Here is a 17605-nt window from a genome sequence, read left to right as displayed (position 1 = left end):
TTATGAAAGTCATTCATTATCTAAATCGCCCCGAATATCTTTTTAGACCTAAACAAATCTATCATCGCGCCTTACTCTCGCTACAGAAAATAGAGAGCAATCCTAAGGATGTTTTATTGCCTTGGGGCGTGAAAGTTAGAGTAGGCTCAAATCCTGATGATAAAGTTGCTTACTCTATATGGTTGCAGGGTATGTATGACTTAAGCCTAACAGAAGTAATTTGGCGTTTATTAACGCATGGAGAGACAGCACTGGATATAGGGGCGAATATTGGATATGTTACAAGCCTGATGGCCAGCAAAGTTGGCAAGTCCGGTAAGGTTATATCTTTTGAACCTAATCCCAAAGTCTATCGGGAATTTTGCGAAACTCTCGATACTTGGCGGCACGAGCAAGGATGGAGTCAAATTGAGCTACTACAGCTTGCTCTTTCTAATCAGTCTGGAGAAGGCTTATTGGTAATCCCTCAAAACAACTCAGGAGAAGCTTCCCTTATATCGAAAGATGACTCTCACAAGCTAAGTGCCCAAGGTCTTTTGCAGATGTATTCAGTCCCTAAAACCAGATTGGATGAATCTGTAAAAGTTTCCCGAATCGATCTACTTAAAGTTGATGTTGAGGGCCATGAATTTGAAGTTTTAGAGGGTGCAGGAGAGTGGATTTCTGGCAAAAGAATTCGTGACATTGTTTTTGAAGAACACGGTCAGTATCCCACCAAAGTCACCAAGTATTTGGAATCTCATGGCTATAGAATTTTTAGAATTCGCAAAGGCTTCTGTAAGCCCTTATTAACGTCCCCGAAACAACAATGGCATCATCCCTGGGAACCACCTAATTACCTTGCGACGGTTAATCCAAATCGTGCGTTGCAGTTACTTAGCACCTGGGGATGGAGATCTTGCCGTACATCCTAGGCTGACAAGGCGTTTTAAGTATTCTCTACAAATTAAGTAGAGCTCTATTGAGATGAAGATTCTCATTTACTCCCCTTATTTTTATCCAAGAATTGGTGGTTTGGAAACTGTAGTATCCATCCTTGCTTATGAGTTAGTTGCACAAGGACACGAAGTCAAATTAGTTTCACAAACCCCAACCAAAGATATTAAAGATTTTCCGTTTGAAGTTATTCGTAAGCCCAATCTTAAAAATCTTCTATACCTAACTTCTTGGTGCGATATTTTTTTTCAGGGCTGTATCAGCTTAAAAGGAATTTTTCCTTTGCTAATGGTTCCTAAACCACTATTTGTTACTCATCAGACTTGGTATCTCCGCTCTAATGGAAGACCTGGCTGGCAAGACTATTTAAAGCAGTTTGTTACTCATTTTGCCACTAATATCTCAGCTAGCTCTGCTGTTGCTGCACACTTATCAGCTACCTCTACAGTGATTCCTAATCCCTATCAAGAAGAAACTTTTTATCTGATCCCAGAAATTATTCGCGATCGCGAACTAATCTTTCTAGGGCGGCTCGTCCCTGATAAAGGAGTAGATTTACTGCTAGAGGCTCTTTCCCAGCTTAAAGCTAAGGGATTAACACCAAGCCTAACCATTGTTGGAAATGGCCCAGAAGAAAGCAAACTACGGCAACAGGCAATTGAGTTAGGTATTGAAACACAGGTGGAATTTGTTGGTGCAAAGATTGAAATAGAACTCAACCGCTTACTCAATGCACACCAAATTTTAGTAGTTCCATCCCGTTGGCAAGAGCCATTTGGAGTTGTGGCTCTAGAGGGTATTGCCTGTGGTTGTGTTGTAGTTGGCTCGGAAGGAGGCGGATTAAAAGATGCGATTGGGCCTTGTGGAGTCACCTTCCCCAACAGCGATGTCAAATCTTTAACAAAAATATTAGCTGATTTGTTGAATCATCCCGGTAAATTGTCCACGTATCGAGAAAACGCAAAGCAACACCTAGTACGACATCAAAAGGCAGAAGTTGCCAAAGCATATCTAAAGGTTTTTGAGAGGGCTCTTCAGTGAAGCTACTACTTGGTTTACTGGCAGTTATAGGTTTCTTTGGTATTTCATGCTTTAGTTGGCGTCGTAGTATACAACTAGTGTTTGTTCTACTTGTGATTGAAGGTGCTCTCCGAAAATGGGTGCTTCCTCAAGCGAGTGATCTAATGTATTTCCTGAAAGACTTTGTTTTAATCGCTGCTTATACTAACTTCCTTGTATCGGAACGTAGAAGATTGGTATTCAAGCTTTCAGTGATCAATACCCTAGTTTTGCTTCTTGCTGGTTGGTGTATATTTCAGATATTTAATCCCAGCCTAGGCTCGCCTCTAGTTGGTTTGTTTGGCCTGAGAGGATACCTTCTTTATATTCCTTTAATGTGGATTGTTCCAATCCTTTTCCAATCACAGGAATCTTTACACAAGTTTTTGCGATCGCACTTGCTACTAACTATTCCAGTAGGTTTACTAGGAATTGCCCAATTTTTCAGCCCTCCTTCCAGCCCCCTTAATATCTATACTCCTGGGGATTTAGCAGTCGCAACCTTTGGGGTAGCTAATATTGTTCGAGTTACAGGAACTTTTTCATATATTAGTGGATACACTATCTACCTACTAATTTGTTTTGGCTGTTTAATCCCGCTGCTGTCTAATAGGCAGTCTTACGCATGGAAACTGATCCTAATCTTTGAACTTTGCTTAGTATCTGTTAATTCTTTGATGACAGGTGCGCGTGGGTTGATAATTTTTGAAGTACTATTTCTACTCGGATATTTAAGCATCAAAGTACTCACTCAACCTCAAACTACCCTGCGCTTATTCAAGCAATTTCTTCCACCCACCATCATCGCAATAACTGTTGCCACGCTCTGGTTTCAGCCAGCGATTGATGCTTTTTGGCTACGCACCACATCCAACCAAGATCTATCTAGTCGTGTAGTTAGCACTCTAGCGGAGCCTATTCAGTTTTCGGCGTATAAGGAGCTGGATGGTTATGGGCCGGGTGCTACTCACCAAGCAACGCCTTCACTACGTCGAGCCTTCGACCTACCCGCTGGAGAGTCTATTCCTACTTACTACGAAGGAGAAGTTGGCAGAGTGGCTCTAGAGCTAGGCCCTTTCGGTTCTCTACTTTGGTATGGGCTACGATTGAGTATTCTTTGGGCGCTATGGCGGGTCTTTTGGCGCTTAAAAAGCCCTTTACTACGTGACCTAGCCTTAGCCGCTTCTCTCATTCAAGCGATTCAGATTACAAGTTTCCTCGTCTTTCACCATACTTTTTCGGTCTACTATTGGTTTTTCAGCAGCTTCGTATTTCTGTTACCCCGATTAGAACAACTTGAAAACCGATATCGTGCTGAACGAGTGATGAGATACCATGCTCCATCCCCTTACCTCCCTGGTTCATCCCACCAGTAGCCCGTTTTCTCGCAATGCCGCTACCGCGCTAGCAGAGGCAGGGGTGCTGCATGAAGTTATTACAACAGCGGCCTACAATCCAACTAATTCTTTACCCTGGTATTTACAAGCGTTACCTAGCAAGGTTAAGCAAACTATTACTACTGAGCTGGCAAGGCGAACTTGGGTTCCACCCCAAGGAACTACACTGCAAGCCCATCCTTGGCAAGAAACATTACGGATGCTGTTGGTGAAGACGAAGCTAAGCCAATCCCTAGGACTCGGTGCTCAAGGTCCGATTGCTTGGGTATACAAAAGTCTCGATCGCCATGTGGCTCAGCATCATCTACAAAACCTGAATGCTATTTATGCCTATGAAGATGGAGCAGCAACCACATTTGAAACGGCAAAACAGCAGGGCATTTTGTGTTTATACGATTTACCTATTCCCTTTTATAAGACGAGTCGCCAGATTCAGCTAGAGGAGGCTCAGAAGTTTCCAGAACTAGCCCCAGCGCTGCAAGCAGCTCACGAACCTACCTGGAAAATTGAGCGCAAGCACCAAGAAATAGAACTAGCAGATCATATCTTTGTCGCTTCTTCCATGACTCAGCGATCGCTCCTAGATATTGGTGTCCCAGCAGAGCGGATTAGTGTAATCCCCTACGGTGCGCCCATAGAATATTTTCAACCTCAACCAAAACCAGACTCTAGGTTTCGTGCGTTGTTTGTGGGTCGAGTTGGGCCGCGTAAAGGCGTTCACTATCTTTTACAAGCTTGGCAAGCATTAAACTTGCCCGATGCAGAGCTACTGTTAGTAGGTGTCAACGAGTTCCCCTCAGGCTGGCTAACGCAATATCAAGATATCTGCCGTCATGTTCCTTCCGTACCGCACACAGCGCTCAACCAATACTATAGTTCCGCCAATGTCTTAGTCTTTCCCTCCTTGGTCGAAGGTTTTGGATTGGTCCTTCTAGAGGCAATGGCTTGTGGCATTCCAGTGATCACCACTCCCAACACCGCTGGTCTTGACATCCTCACCGATGGTGTTGAAGGTTTTATTATCCCTATCCGGAATGTAGAAGCATTGCAGGAAAAACTAGATTGGTGCTACCGTCATCCCCAAGAGTTAGCTGAAATGGGCCAAGCCGCTCGTTGCAAAGCCGAGCAACTCACTTGGGAGTTATATCGTCAGCGCTTAGCCAACCAAGTGCGATCGCTCCTGCATAATTCCTAAATATTAATATCCTCCCAACTCAGCTACCTATGTCTCAATCTTCAGAACCAAATTCGCTACATCTCTGGTTTCCGAATCTGTTTGAGTTCAAAGGTGGCATTCAGGTTTATCTAGGCGATCTGCTCCAAGCCTTAACAAAAGCCTTCCCCACACTCAACATTACGGTTCACGACAAGTTAGATCGCTCTTACCCTACTCAAGATTGGCAACAACATCCCGTTTCCTTTGTCATGTATGGCAATCAACCCAATCGACTGAAAACCCTGCACTTTGCTTTGGGTATTGCCATAAGTGCATTAAAACAAAGACCAAAGTTAGTTCTCTGTGGTCATCTTAACTTTGCTCCCGTTGCTTACTGGCTAAACCGTTTTACAGGTATTCCCTATTGGATCTTGGTTTATGGCGTTGATGCTTGGGAAATCAAAAATTCAACGAAAAAAAGAGCCCTTCAAGCTGCCGCAAAAATCATCTCAATTAGCCACTACACTCGCGATCGCCTCATTGATGAACAACATCTAGACCCCAACCAATTTTCCCTATTACCCGTCACATTCGATGCTCATCGCTTCCAACCAGCTTCTAAACCTGACTATTTACTCAGGCGATACAATCTCGCGCCAACACAGCCCACTATCCTCACCGTAGCCCGCCTATCACGAGCTGAGCGCTACAAAGGATACGACAAGATCCTGGAAGCACTGCCTATCATCCGTCAAAGTATCCCTAACGTTCATTATGTTTTAGTAGGTAAAGGAGACGATCGCCCACGGGTTGAAAAATTAATTACGCAGCTTGGCCTACAAGACTGTGTAACCTTAACAGGCTTCGTTTCCGATCAGGAACTTTGCGATCATTACAATCTCTGTGACGTGTTTGCCATGCCCAGCAAAGGGGAAGGCTTTGGCATTGTGTACCTAGAAGCCCTGGCATGTGGTAAACCCACGCTGGGAGGAAATCAAGATGGAGCCATTGATGCGCTCTGCCAAGGCGAATTAGGAGCTCTAGTTGATCCAGATGATGCAGTTCAAATTGCCCATACCATTGTTCAACTCCTGGAGCAGACTTACCCTAACCCCCTCCTGTACCAGTCAGAAACTTTGCGACAGCGAGTAATCAATATCTATGGAATTGAACCTTTTCAACAAAGACTCACTAGTTTAATCGCAACTCATATTTGGGAGGCTTCCAGATGAAGGTTCTACATGTGCTTCCATCTGTCAGTCCCTTGTTAGGTGGTCCCACTCATGTAGTGTTGCATCTAGTCAAAGCTTTGAGAGATTTAGGGATAGAAGCTGAGATCGCGACAACTAATGATAATGGCGACACCACTCTAGATGTGCCGCTCCAGCAGAGAACTGAGTATCAGCAAGTACCTATTTGGTTCTTTCCTCGCTTTCCACTGCGAATGAAGGAGTTTCTCTTCTCAGCTGAATTAACCCGTTGGTTGTGGCAAAATCTTGCTAAGTATGACACCTTAGAGACTCACTATTTGTTTTCTTACGCCTCAACCTGTGCAGGTGCGATCGCCCGTCAACATAAAATCCCCTACACAGTGCGTACAATGGGCCAGCTATCTCCCTGGGCACTGGCTCAAAGCAGCACCAAAAAACGGCTCTATACTCAGTTAATTGAACAGCGTAATCTCCAACAAGCTTCAGCAATTCACTGTACTGCTCCTGGTGAAGCTGAAGATGTCCGAAAATTTGGCATTCACACTCCTACCATCACCCTTCCCTTAGGAGTTGAAATACCAAACTCATGCCCCGAAGCGCGAAAAGTGCTAGGTGAAAAATACGGGATTAGCCCTGATGTCCCTATCGTCTTGTTTCTGTCTCGCCTACATTACAAAAAGCGCCCAGACTTGCTCCTGCAATCTCTCAGCTTCCTTGCCAAAGCAGGGCATCCTTTCCATCTATGCCTAGCTGGTGCTGGAGAGCCAAATTACCTCAAACATCTACAAACTCTTATTGCTTCCTTAGGGCTAACCGCTCAAACTTCCTTAACTGGATTTGTAGCTGGCCGAGATAAAGAGATACTCCTACAAGGTTCCGATATTTTTGTCCTGCCGTCTTTCTCCGAAAACTTTGGGGTGGCAGTGGCGGAAGCAATGGCCGCAGGGCTACCTGTCATCATTACACCCGATATCCAAATTGCCCCAGACATTGCGAGGGCTAAAGCAGGGCTGGTTGTTGAAGGTGAAGTCGAAACCTTATCAGCGGCGATCGCCCAACTTCTCAACTCGCCAGAATTACGACAGCAACTGGGAGAAAATGGTCGTCGATTTGCCCAGTCTCATTATTCTTGGGATGCGATCGCTCAGCAATTGGCAGCTGCTTACACCGCTATTTTACAGAAGCAGCCGTTACCAGGAGAAAAATAGCTTTACGAAAAGTGTTGCACAGGTAATCGAATGATAAACTCTGCTCCCCCGTCTGGAGTACAACCAACTTCGATTTCGCCTTGGTGCTTTTCAATAATTTGATAGCAGATAGACAGTCCTAGCCCTGTCCCCTGACCCACAGGCTTCGTGGTGAAAAATGGATCGAACAACTTACTTCGAATTTCTAACGGAATCCCCAAACCATTATCTTGAATTCGCACTTGCACTTGATGTGGATTCAGCAACTCTGTCTGAATCTTAATTTCCTTATTAGGTTTTTCCGAGTCTTCTAGCAACGCATCCATCGCATTGTTCAGAATATTCATGAATACTTGATTCAGCTGAGCAGGATAACACTCCACCAGAGGTAAATCTTGATATTCCTTAATGATGGTAATACCTTGCTTAATCCGATGATTCAAAATCAATAACGTGCTGTCAATCCCTTCGTGTAAATTGACTGGCTTCATTTCAGCTTGGTCCAGCCGAGAAAAGTTGCGTAACGACAGCACAATCTGCCGAATGCGATCGGTCCCTATTTTCATGGAAGACAATGTCTTAGGTAGATCGTCGGTAACAAAATCTAGGTCAATGGTTTCTATATAATTTTGAATTTTTGGTCCTGGTTCAGGATACTGCTCTTGATAAAGATTAACTAGGTCTAATAGTTCTTGAATATAGCTTTCAATATGTTTAAGGTTGCCGTAGATAAAATTAACAGGATTATTGATTTCGTGCGCTACCCCTGCCACCATCTGACCCAAACTCGACATCTTCTCGGTTTGGATTAGCTGAGATTGGGTTTTACGTAGCTCTTGCAAAGTTTGCTCTAATTTTTGAGCTTGTGCTTGAGCAGTGAGAGCAGCCGTTTGAGCTTGATGATTTAGATAAGCTCTGGAGTGATATCGCAACCGAGCTACGAGTTCAATTTTGTCAGGCAACTTCACTAAATAATCGTTAATCCCTAAAGCAAAGGCTTCTGCTTTCACCTTCGGCTCATCTTTAGTTGAAAGTACAATGAGCGGAATATTAAGGGTAATGGGATTAGAGCGAAAATGCCGCACTAACATTAACCCGTCAATGTTAGGCATAACCAAGTCTTGCAAAATTACCGTAGGCGCAATTTCTTTAGCCAATTGAATAGCTTGCCCAGGATCATTACAGTAATGAAAGACAATGTCTGGTTCAGAAGCCAGCATGCGTCGAATGGCTTCCCCGATAATAATTTGATCATCAATTAGTAGAACTACAATCTGATGAGCTATGGCAAGTGAGGTCGGCTCACTCAAGCATTCTAGATTGTCAGTAGCAATTTCTTGTGACATTGAGAGCATAAGCCAGGTTGATGAGATGGCTAGGGTTTAATGCATGAATCTGTGTAAATATAAAGGCTGGAAGTGAAGGATTAAAGAATCTAGATTGTGGGGTGACTTTGATAACCCGTTGAACCGTTTAAGTGACTAAATTTTAGGATTCAACCTTAGGATTCAATCGCTTCTAATTTGTTAGGAGATTGCATTCGAGTCCACTCTAGAGGTGGCAAAGTTGGCGATCAGGAATTGGTTGATTAGCAATGCTAAGTAGTGAAAGTTATAATTTGATAGTTTAGCCTATACGCTATAGTTCCCTAATCCGTATTTTGGCTAATCTTCTTCCATCAAGTGACTGGATAAATTTTGCTCTAGTTTGGTCATTCTAGAAGTAATTCTCAGCGATCGCCCCCGGTCACTGGCTGAGATGCCTGAAATTCTATTTGATCTCGTTAGCCTCCCCTATGTTAATGCTGCTCTTTGCAATTGATGATGAGCGTTATGCCTTGGAGGGTCAGCAGGTAGTAGAGGTGCTGCCCTTGGTGAGCCTGACCAAACCGCATCAAGCGCCCCCTTGTGTTTCTGGCTTCCTACACTATCGAGGCTCTATGATTCCTGTTGTTGATATATGCCAACTGATTCGGGGCCGTCCTTGCCGCTCCTTCTTAAGTACCCGGATTATTGTGGCTCGCTTTCTTACCTCAGATCACCAGACCCAAGTCTTGGGTTTACTGGCAGAGAGAGTCACTCAGACCTTTGATGCCGCAGATGCCACGCCGATCCCGATCGGAATGGTTGTAGATACAGCGGCTTATTTAGGGAATAGAGTTTTAGATGCTCAAGGCATCATCCAGTGTCTTCACGTAGAACATTTGTTGTCTCCAGAACAACGAGCTAGTCTGCCAGTCGTGCAATAAGGTAGCTGAGAATGATCCAGGCTGCAATCGAGAATTTACTCAGACAAAAAATTGGGTTGAATGCAGCTGCCATTGGCTCTAATACGATCGCTAGAGCCGTAAGACATCGCATGACTAAGTGTGCCCTAGACGATATTGCAACTTATCTCACCCAATTACAGACCTCAGCGGCAGAACTAGAAGCACTGATTGAAACCATTGTGGTGCCCGAAACTTGGTTTTTCCGCGATCGCGAACCCTTTGTGCTCTTGGCTCACTATGTGATGTCCGAGTGGTTGCCTGCTCACCCTAACCAAGTCCTGAGAATTTTGAGTGCGCCTTGTTCTACAGGGGAAGAGCCCTATTCGATCGCGATCGCGTTGCTGGAAGCAGGGTTGACAGCTCCACAATTTCGGATTGATGCAGTAGATATCAGCCAAAAAGCACTGCAAAAAGCGCAAAAAGCTGTTTACGACGAGTACTCGTTTCGAGGTAATGCTGCGATCGGTAGAAAAACAGGGACTCAAGCTCAGGGAAATGAAAAAAACAGTTTTCTCAAAGAGCAATACTTTCAGCGCCTTACAGATGGCTACCAACTCCATGAATCGGTGCGGAAAACAGTTAATTTTATTCAGGGAAATGTTTTAGAATCTCAGACTTTAGGGGGCCAATCAATCTATAATGTGGTGTTTTGCCGCAACTTGCTGATTTATCTCGATCAGGCTGCTAGAGAACAAACCGTTTGTCGCTTAGATCAATTGCTGGTAAAGCAGGGGTTATTCTTTGTCGGCCATTCTGAAATGGGGCAACTACCTTCCTCTCGATTTAGCCCAGTCCGACATTCACTCGCCTTTGCTTTCCGTAAGCTGGACCATTGCCCTCCAGATCAAGCTCAACCTTTAAAAACCTACAGTCCATCTAGCCAAAAACGCAGTCAAGCAGCTCAGCCCCGTCTAGGCAGAACCTCTACCTTAATTCGTAAGTCTCCGGAGCTACTGCCAGCGAGTCCTGAGACGATCGTTTCCAAGGTGGCATCAAACGCAACCAGTTCGCAGGTTATCGCTAAACCTACTGCTCAAAAGTCTTTTGTAAAATCTTCTCTAAAAGCTGCCAAAGCATTAGCAGATAAAGGTCAGTTGACTGAGGCTGTGGCTGCTTGTGAAGTTTACCTCAACCACAATCGGAGTTGTGCGGAAGCCTATTGTCTTTTGGGACAGCTTTACCAGGCAGTAGAGCAAGAAACAGCCGCTGAGCAATGTTTTCGTAAAGCGGTTTACTTGCAACCTCAACACGAAGAAGCGTTGTTACATCTAGCTTTATTAAAAGAACAGTCAGGGGATGTAGCAAGCGCAAAGGTTCTACGGCAGCGGTTACAACGAATTCATGTTTCTCAAGGCTGAGCCTCAACTCATCTTAAATTCTGCCTGAAAAACTGTAATTGAAAATTGGAGTAGCGGTACAAGAGTAGTCATTTTGAGTGACATCTACAAAGACCATGTACTCAGAAATATTACAAGTTTACAACTGCTGAATTTAGGACTATTAAAACCTAATGTGATCTTTCTTGTAGAGGTTGGTTGAAGAGATTATTTATCTTTGAAAACAACCTCTATTAGCCATGAAAAGTTAGTGAGTTTGAGCTGAAGTTGGGAAACATAAGTTATCTATTTCTTGCCAGCATCTTTGACTGAGTGCGATCGCAAGAGATTGTAAGAGGCTATTTTAATTCTTGTCTTGGAGAACTAAATGCTTAAAAACATGTCATTGCAGAGTAGACTGATTGGCTCCTTTGGTCTAATGAGTGTCATTGTTCTAGTAGCGTCCTCAGTCGGATGGATGGGCATCTCTCGGCTGAGTAAACACATTGATACCTTGAGTAAAACTAGCCTTCCTAGCGTTGCTGGCATTTGGAAAGTTAATGAGGGGCAGACTCAGGTTCAGTCCTCCATGCGAGCTTTAGTCAATCCAGAGATTAGTGAAGAAAATAAACAAACTGAAATGACCCGCATCAAGAGTGCGTGGAAGCAAATTGATGATGGGTTTAAAGAATATGAGTCAGCTCCCCAAACATCTGAGGAGGCAGTTCTCTATAAAGGTCAGTTTAAACCTCATTGGGATGATTGGAAGCAAGATCATGAAAAGTTCCTTCAACTTTACGAGGCTGCAAGGCAAAATAGTTTAACTGAAGCTGAGGTCAAAAATCTTAACCAATTTCTAGCTTTTGAAGAACGTCAGTCATTTGATATAGCTACAGAAGATTTGTTGAGAATTTTAGATATCAATGCTGAAGTTGCTAGAGTTGCTCAGGTTGCAGCAGCTCAAGATAGTAGTCAGGCATCTTTTTGGGTGCTCTTTGCATTGATTGCGGGTCCTACGGTGGCGATCGCTTTAGGAACTTACCTAAGCCGCACGATCGCGAAGCCTTTAGGTACAAAAGTTGCCAATGTCGTAGTTGTGGCAGAGCAGATTTCAGCCGGAGACTTAACCACTCAAGTTGAGGCTGGGACTAACAGTAATGATGAGGTTGACAAGCTACTTATGGCTTTTCAGGCCATGACTCACAATCTCAACTCTTTAATTCGTCAGGTGCAACAATCTGGCATTCAAGTCACAACTTCTGCGACGAAAATTGCGGCCTCTGGGAAGCAATTGGAAGCCACGGTGACAGAACAGGTCGCTGCCACTAATGAAGTTGTTGTGACTGCAAAGGAAATTGCGGCTACTTCTGGAGAACTTGCCAACACGATGGAAGAAGTCGCGACCATGTCTCAAGAAACGACTGTAGCGGCAGCTGCCAATCAAGAAGATTTGATCCGGATGGCAACAACCATGCGCCAGCTAGTGGCAGCGACCAACTCCATTTCTGCCAAGCTGGAAGTCATTAGCGAGAAAGCCAACAACATTAATAGTGTGGTCAATACCATTACGAAGGTGGCAGACCAGACGAACCTCCTGTCACTCAATGCCGCGATCGAAGCTGAAAAAGCAGGAGAATACGGGTTGGGCTTTGCGGTGGTAGCGAGAGAAATCCGACGCTTAGCTGACCAAACCGCTGTGGCTACCCTCGACATTGAGCAGATGGTAAAAGAGATGCAATCTTCAGTCTCCACCGGAGTCATGGAGATGGATAAGTTTACCAAGGAGGTAGGCCGAGGTATGGAAGATGTGGGCAATATTAGTGAGCAGTTAGGAGAAATTATTGAGCAAGTGCAAGCGCTATCTCCCCGATTTTCGGTGGTAAATCAAGGAATGGAAGCTCAATCTCAGGGAGCACAACAAATCAGCGAAGCAATGGTGCAGTTAAGTGAAACCTCCGTGCAGACGGCTGACGCTTTGCAGGAAATCAACCGAGCGATCGATCAGTTAAACCAAGCAGCTCAAGGCTTGCGCCAAGAAATTTCTCGCTTTAAGGTAGGGGCGATCGCCTTGGAACCACAACCGCTCTATAGCTACTAATCTATAGCTAGTGAAGTACCCGACGCTGATTGCAAGCAATACAGCACGGGCTTCCTGTTTCAACAGCCGCTGCCTCCACCTTGCAAGCAAAGTATTGGTCTGACGCAGCTTCTGGAGGTTTTGGTCATGCCTGCATTCGCAGCACATCCCACTGACTCCCGTGATAGTTGCCTACCACCCAGGCAGCAACCCGCCTTCCGCAGGTTGATAACTTTTGCTTTTGCTTCTCTTGGATTTACGCCATGGCGACCAGTTGGAGAAAACAGCTTCCCTGAGCTACCGATCTGTCTGCGGCAAGGGTCGAACCTCTACTTTGAAGTTTGCCTGTCTGTTCGATGCGGTCAGGTGGGTTGTTAAACCATCTGTATTATACCCTGAAACCCTTGCCATGAAAGATTTCAAGCTTTTTATTTGCTCGATAGGTTGGCGATTCGTCGCTCACCTACTCCACCCGCCCATGGCATCGTTCGGGGTGAGACTCCTCATCGCCGGACTCCCTATCCCGACGCTGTCTTTTCAAGTACAGTGCGGGGCTTCCGTCGCTAGCTAAATAGAAAGTTTTGTCCAGCCATGACTCCAATTACCCACATCAACCCCCGCAAAGCCCAAACTGAGGGAGTTTCTCATCTCAAAAATTGGATTGTTCTCCTATGCACGACGATTACGTTGTTAGGAGGTATCGGCTGGTACGTTTGGTTCTCTGCTCAGAGCGCTCAAAAAACTAGAGTTCTCAATCAACGAGTGCAAGAGCTGAGTGGCGGCATGATCTATTTAGATGAAGTTCTAACCATGTCTGCTCGTCTGGCCACCACCACAGGCGATGTCCGTTGGGAAGAACGCTATCGGCAGTTTGAGCCAACCTTAGCAGCTAATTTGCAAGAGACGATGCAGCTTCTGCCTAAGTTATTTGACACTGAAGCGGTGACAAAAGCCACGACTGCCAATGCTCAGTTGAGCCAAATAGAAGACCAAGCCCTGAATCTAGTCCGCCAAGGCAAATCACCCGCCGCTGCGGCTCTGCTGTTTAGCCCAGAATACGAACGCCAAAAGCAAATTTATGCGCAAGGACTGCAAGAACTAACTACGGCGATGCAGCAATTTGTGAAGCGTTCTCTTCAAGCTCAAGCTCAGCAATCTCTTTGGGCTACAGCAATCATTATTATTGCTTTGCTGCTGCTGTTGCTGCTCTGGGGCAGTGTGTTACGCATGCTCATGCGATACATTTTGACCATCAAGAATCTTGTAGGTGTCACAGAAGAAATCGCTACAGGTGATTTAACAGTTCAAATCGCTGAAGGTACAGACCGCCAAGGTGAAATTGGCCAGTTTCTAGCTGCCTTAGAGAGCATGACCCAAAGCTTAAACGCCTTGGTACGTCAGGTACAAAACTCTGGCTTGCAGATCGCAACTTCAGCCACCCAGATCGCCGTTTCTGGCAAACAATTAGAATCCACTGTCATCGAGCAAATTGCAGCTACGAGTGAAGTGGTCGCGACTACCCAAGAAATTGCCTCAACTTCTCGCACCTTGACTCACACAATGGAAGAAGTTGCTGCCATGTCGCAGACTACTACAGGTGCTGCGGCCAAAAGCCAAATGAGCTTGACCCAGATGGCAACTACAATGCGGCAATTGGTCAATGCTACCACTACGATTTCTGGCAAGTTAGAAACAATTAGTGAGAAGGCAAATAACATTAGCAACGTTGTTGCCACGATTACAAAAGTTGCTGATCAAACCAATCTCCTCTCCCTTAATGCCGCGATCGAAGCTGAAAAAGCAGGAGAATCTGGCCGAGGTTTCAGCGTAGTTGCTAGAGAAATCCGCCGTCTTGCGGATCAAACTTCGGTGGCTACCCTAGATATTGAACAGACCGTTCATGAAATGCAGTCAGCTGTTTCCACAGGCGTCATGGAAATGGACAAATTTATGAAGGAAGTAGAAGGTGGCGTAGGAGAGGTTAATGGCATTGGTTGCCAACTGAAAGAAATTATTCAGCAAGTAGAGGCTCTAGCACCCAGATTTATCATGGTCAATCAAGGCATGGAGGGGCAGACTCAAGGCGCTCAACAAATCAACGAAGCCATGACCCAACTGCGAGATACCTCTGAGCAGACGGCAGATTCTCTTAAGGAAATTAATCACGCGATCGAGCAACTGCAAGATGTAGCTCAAAAATTAAATCAAGAAATTCTGCGCTTCAAAATTAGTTGAGTTGGGTTTATGCATCAAGCCTATGTTTAAGCATAAGAGGCTAAGAAACCGTATTTTGATAGGATACTCCCTGCCCATTCTGTGTTTAGTGGGGCTGGGTGGAGTTGTTCATATCAACACAAGCAATGCTTTCCAGAGACAGGCAGAAGAAAAGATAGTTCAGACCACTATTGTTGAGGTTGACCAAATGGTGCTGGGTGTTGCCAGAATGGTCAGAAATGTCCGAGGCTATCTGTTATTTCCAGAAGATAAAAGCTATATCCGGTCTTATGAAAAAGGTTTGGAACTATTTAATCAAGCCTATAGAAATCTTAGTCAGCAAACGCAGGGTTTGGAACGCCAGCAGCAAATAGCGAATCTTGCGAACAAGATCAATCAAAATCAAGCAATTTCTCAACAAATTTTTGAGCTAATTGACTTAGGGCAATTAGTTGAAGCTAAAGCTCTTATGCAATCTCTCCGAATGGATGATATTGACGAAGCCCGTCAACAGATTTTTCAGGTAGAGCAGGCTGCGTTACAGCGCCTGGAACAAGAATCTGAATCTGCCCAAAGACTAGTTGTTATTTCAGTTATTTTGGGCGTAATTATATCTATTGTTTTTAATCTCATTGTTGGGCTTTGGCTCTCTCGACAAGTGGAGTCTCAAATCGCGGAAATTGTAGATGTTGCTGAGAAAATCTCTGTCGGTGATTTAACAGTAAAGTTAAAAACTGATATTAGCGATCGCAATGAAATTGGTCAGCTTCTCCTCGCCTTTCAAAGGATGATTCAGGGTCTCAGTGGATTTATTGGACAAGTTCAACAATCTGGGATTCAAGTGACGGCTTCAATCACCAAACTGACGGCTTTTGGGAAGCAACTAGAGGCGACGGCTACTGAACAAATTGCTTCTACCCGTGAAGTGGTAGCGACCGCAAAACAAATTGCAGTGACTTCTGGAGACTTGGTACAAACGATGGAAGTCGTTGCTGCTAAGTCGCAAGATACCGCTACCAGCGCCACTGTGAGCCAGGCCAATCTCACTGCGATCGCTAACACGATGCATCAATTGGTGACATCAACTGCCTCCATAACCTCCAGATTAGAAGTCATTCGAGAGAAGGCTCAAAGTATTAATCAGGTGGTTAGCACTATTACCAAAGTGGCTGACCAGACGAACTTACTGTCCTTAAACGCCGCGATCGAAGCCGAAAAGGCAGGGGAACAAGGGTTAGGCTTTGCGGTGGTGGCTAGAGAGATTCGTCGATTGGCCGACCAAACCGCTGTGGCAACTTTAGATATTGAGCAGACCGTTAAAGAGATGCAGGCTTCTGTCTCTACTGGGGTGATGGAAATGGATAAGTTTAACCAGGAAGTGAAACGGGGGGTTCAGGAAGTCAGTGAAATGAGTCGGCAGATGGGACAGATTATTGAGCAAGTGACGACTCTAACCCCTCAATTTTTAGTCGTGACTCAGGGGATGGAAACTCAGGCGGAAGGGGCACAACAAATTAGTGAGGTGATGAGCCAGCTCAGTGAGGTATCGACGCAAACAGCAGATTCACTGCAAGAAGTTAATCGAGCGATCGCCCAGCTAGGCGCAGTGGCGCAAGGCCTACATCAAGGAATTGCTCGGTTTCAGGTCAGCGATTATTGACGCACTCCCACGGCTAAAGCACGTGGGATTCAGCGATACTGGCGAACAATGCGAGGCGAACCCCGTCTGACTTGCTCTCTCGCTCTAGACAACGCCCTGCCTAGTTGGACTGCTCTCAAACAACCAGAATTGGTTTTCTCTCTTTAGGACTGACAGACAATGCGTAGCGAAGCGTGCCGAAGGCTTATCCTGGATTTTACCCCTAGCGATTCAAGTTTTCCAATTAAACTGCCAAGCCTACATTCCTACGGTACGTTTGAGTCTTTACCCGAACAACTTCTGTTCAGAACCCGCCGAAACCCAAGTATGTTGAAGAACTTACCTGAATTTTATCAGAATACATAGTTCATTCGTTCGCTAAAAGCTCACCGCCTTATATCCCACCGAAGACAGCATGTGGGCTTTACGGCGATTTCTGTAAACTCAGCCCCCATGAATCAACCCAACCTACCCTCTTCCTCGGAACGTTGCTGGAATAACATTGGTGTCTCCGGCGATCGCTCCTGTCCAGAACTTTTAGAAATGATCCATTGCCGCAACTGCTCTGTCTATGCTCAGGCGGGCCGCAGTTTGCTAGAGCGAGAAATTCCAGCTAATTATCTGCTGGAGTGGACTAGCTCTTTAGCTGAAGAGAAAACGGAACCCACAGCGGGCACTCTATCAGTAGTCATCTTTCGCTTGGGTCGTGAGTGGTTAGCCCTACCCGCACTCTTATTTCAGGAAATTACACCGATTACTTCTGTACGGACGTTGCCCCACCGGAGCAATCAGATCTTTCAAGGTTTGGTAAACATTCGCGGAGAACTGCAATTGTGTGTTTCACTCCGAGATTTGCTTGGCATTGAGCAGGCCACGGCTCACGCAACTAACCAACAGATTACTTATCAACGGATGGTGGTGGTGCAAAGCCAAAAAAGTAGTTGGGTGTTTCCGGCAGATGAAGTGTATGGGGTGCAATCTATCCGCCTAGACGAAATCCGCAATTTGCCTGCCACCCTCTCTAATGCTAAAGACACCTACACCAAAGGCATTATCAACTGGCAAAACCATAGTGTTAGCTACCTAGATGACGAGTTGCTGTTTTACACGCTGAATCGGAGGATTCTGTGAGGAGCGATAACCA

At 45.2% G+C, this 17605-nt stretch carries 13 protein-coding genes; 12 read left to right on the top strand and 1 reads right to left on the bottom strand.

From position 1 onward, the window contains the following. Positions 1 to 2 precede the first annotated feature (2 nt). From KME12_09590 to KME12_09565, 6 genes are all read left to right on the top strand, one after another. Entirely contained in the window at positions 3 to 914 is a 912-nt protein-coding gene (locus tag KME12_09590) for an FkbM family methyltransferase (GenBank protein ID MBW4488030.1), read from the top strand. 52 nt (positions 915 to 966) lie between these two features. Then, positions 967 to 1977: a glycosyltransferase family 4 protein gene (locus tag KME12_09585; protein ID MBW4488029.1), complete on the top strand. Its 1011-nt coding sequence runs from the start codon at positions 967 to 969 to the stop codon at positions 1975 to 1977. Positions 1978 to 2672: 695 nt separating this feature from the next. Next, positions 2673 to 3371 (top strand): hypothetical protein, encoded by a 699-nt coding sequence (locus tag KME12_09580; GenBank protein MBW4488028.1) that lies wholly within the window; start codon positions 2673 to 2675, stop codon positions 3369 to 3371. After that, positions 3331 to 4587, top strand: coding sequence for a glycosyltransferase family 4 protein (locus KME12_09575; GenBank protein MBW4488027.1), 1257 nt, complete (start codon positions 3331 to 3333; stop codon positions 4585 to 4587). Before KME12_09580 ends, KME12_09575 begins: the two co-directional genes overlap by 41 nt. 29 nt (positions 4588 to 4616) lie before the next feature. Next, a complete protein-coding gene (locus tag KME12_09570; protein MBW4488026.1) occupies positions 4617 to 5780 on the top strand; it encodes a glycosyltransferase in 1164 nt (387 codons plus the stop codon). Further along, entirely contained in the window at positions 5777 to 6967 is a 1191-nt protein-coding gene (locus KME12_09565; protein MBW4488025.1) for a glycosyltransferase, read from the top strand. Before KME12_09570 ends, KME12_09565 begins: the two co-directional genes overlap by 4 nt. A gap of 2 nt (positions 6968 to 6969) precedes the next feature. Here KME12_09565 and KME12_09560 read toward each other — a convergent pair whose 3' ends face one another. Beyond that, complete coding sequence (locus tag KME12_09560) at positions 6970 to 8292, bottom strand: response regulator (GenBank protein MBW4488024.1); 1323 nt, start codon at positions 8290 to 8292, stop codon at positions 6970 to 6972. Positions 8293 to 8747: 455 nt separating this feature from the next. Between KME12_09560 and KME12_09555 the strand changes: the two genes are divergently transcribed. The 6 genes from KME12_09555 to KME12_09530 all read left to right on the top strand — a co-directional run bounded on the left by KME12_09555 (position 8748) and on the right by KME12_09530 (position 17592). Then, positions 8748 to 9194, top strand: coding sequence for a chemotaxis protein CheW (locus KME12_09555; GenBank protein MBW4488023.1), 447 nt, complete (start codon positions 8748 to 8750; stop codon positions 9192 to 9194). A gap of 11 nt (positions 9195 to 9205) precedes the next feature. After that, positions 9206 to 10573, top strand: coding sequence for a hypothetical protein (locus KME12_09550; GenBank protein MBW4488022.1), 1368 nt, complete (start codon positions 9206 to 9208; stop codon positions 10571 to 10573). A 346-nt stretch (positions 10574 to 10919) separates the two neighbouring features. Next, on the top strand, positions 10920 to 12629 hold the full coding sequence (locus tag KME12_09545) for a methyl-accepting chemotaxis protein (protein MBW4488021.1): 1710 nt from the start codon (positions 10920 to 10922) through the stop codon (positions 12627 to 12629). Between the two features lie 570 nt (positions 12630 to 13199). Continuing rightward, positions 13200 to 14843, top strand: a complete 1644-nt coding sequence (locus KME12_09540; protein ID MBW4488020.1) for a methyl-accepting chemotaxis protein — start codon at positions 13200 to 13202, stop codon at positions 14841 to 14843. A gap of 22 nt (positions 14844 to 14865) precedes the next feature. Further along, on the top strand, positions 14866 to 16482 hold the full coding sequence (locus KME12_09535) for a methyl-accepting chemotaxis protein (protein ID MBW4488019.1): 1617 nt from the start codon (positions 14866 to 14868) through the stop codon (positions 16480 to 16482). Between the two features lie 432 nt (positions 16483 to 16914). Further along, on the top strand, positions 16915 to 17592 hold the full coding sequence (locus KME12_09530) for a chemotaxis protein CheW (protein ID MBW4488018.1): 678 nt from the start codon (positions 16915 to 16917) through the stop codon (positions 17590 to 17592). Positions 17593 to 17605: the final 13 nt, after the last annotated feature.

The organism is Trichocoleus desertorum ATA4-8-CV12, from assembly GCA_019358975.1.
Classification (GTDB): Bacteria; Cyanobacteriota; Cyanobacteriia; order FACHB-46; family FACHB-46; genus Trichocoleus; species Trichocoleus desertorum_A.
The sequence above is the reverse complement of the archived record's forward strand: the minus strand, read 5'-3'. Positions and strand labels throughout refer to the sequence as shown.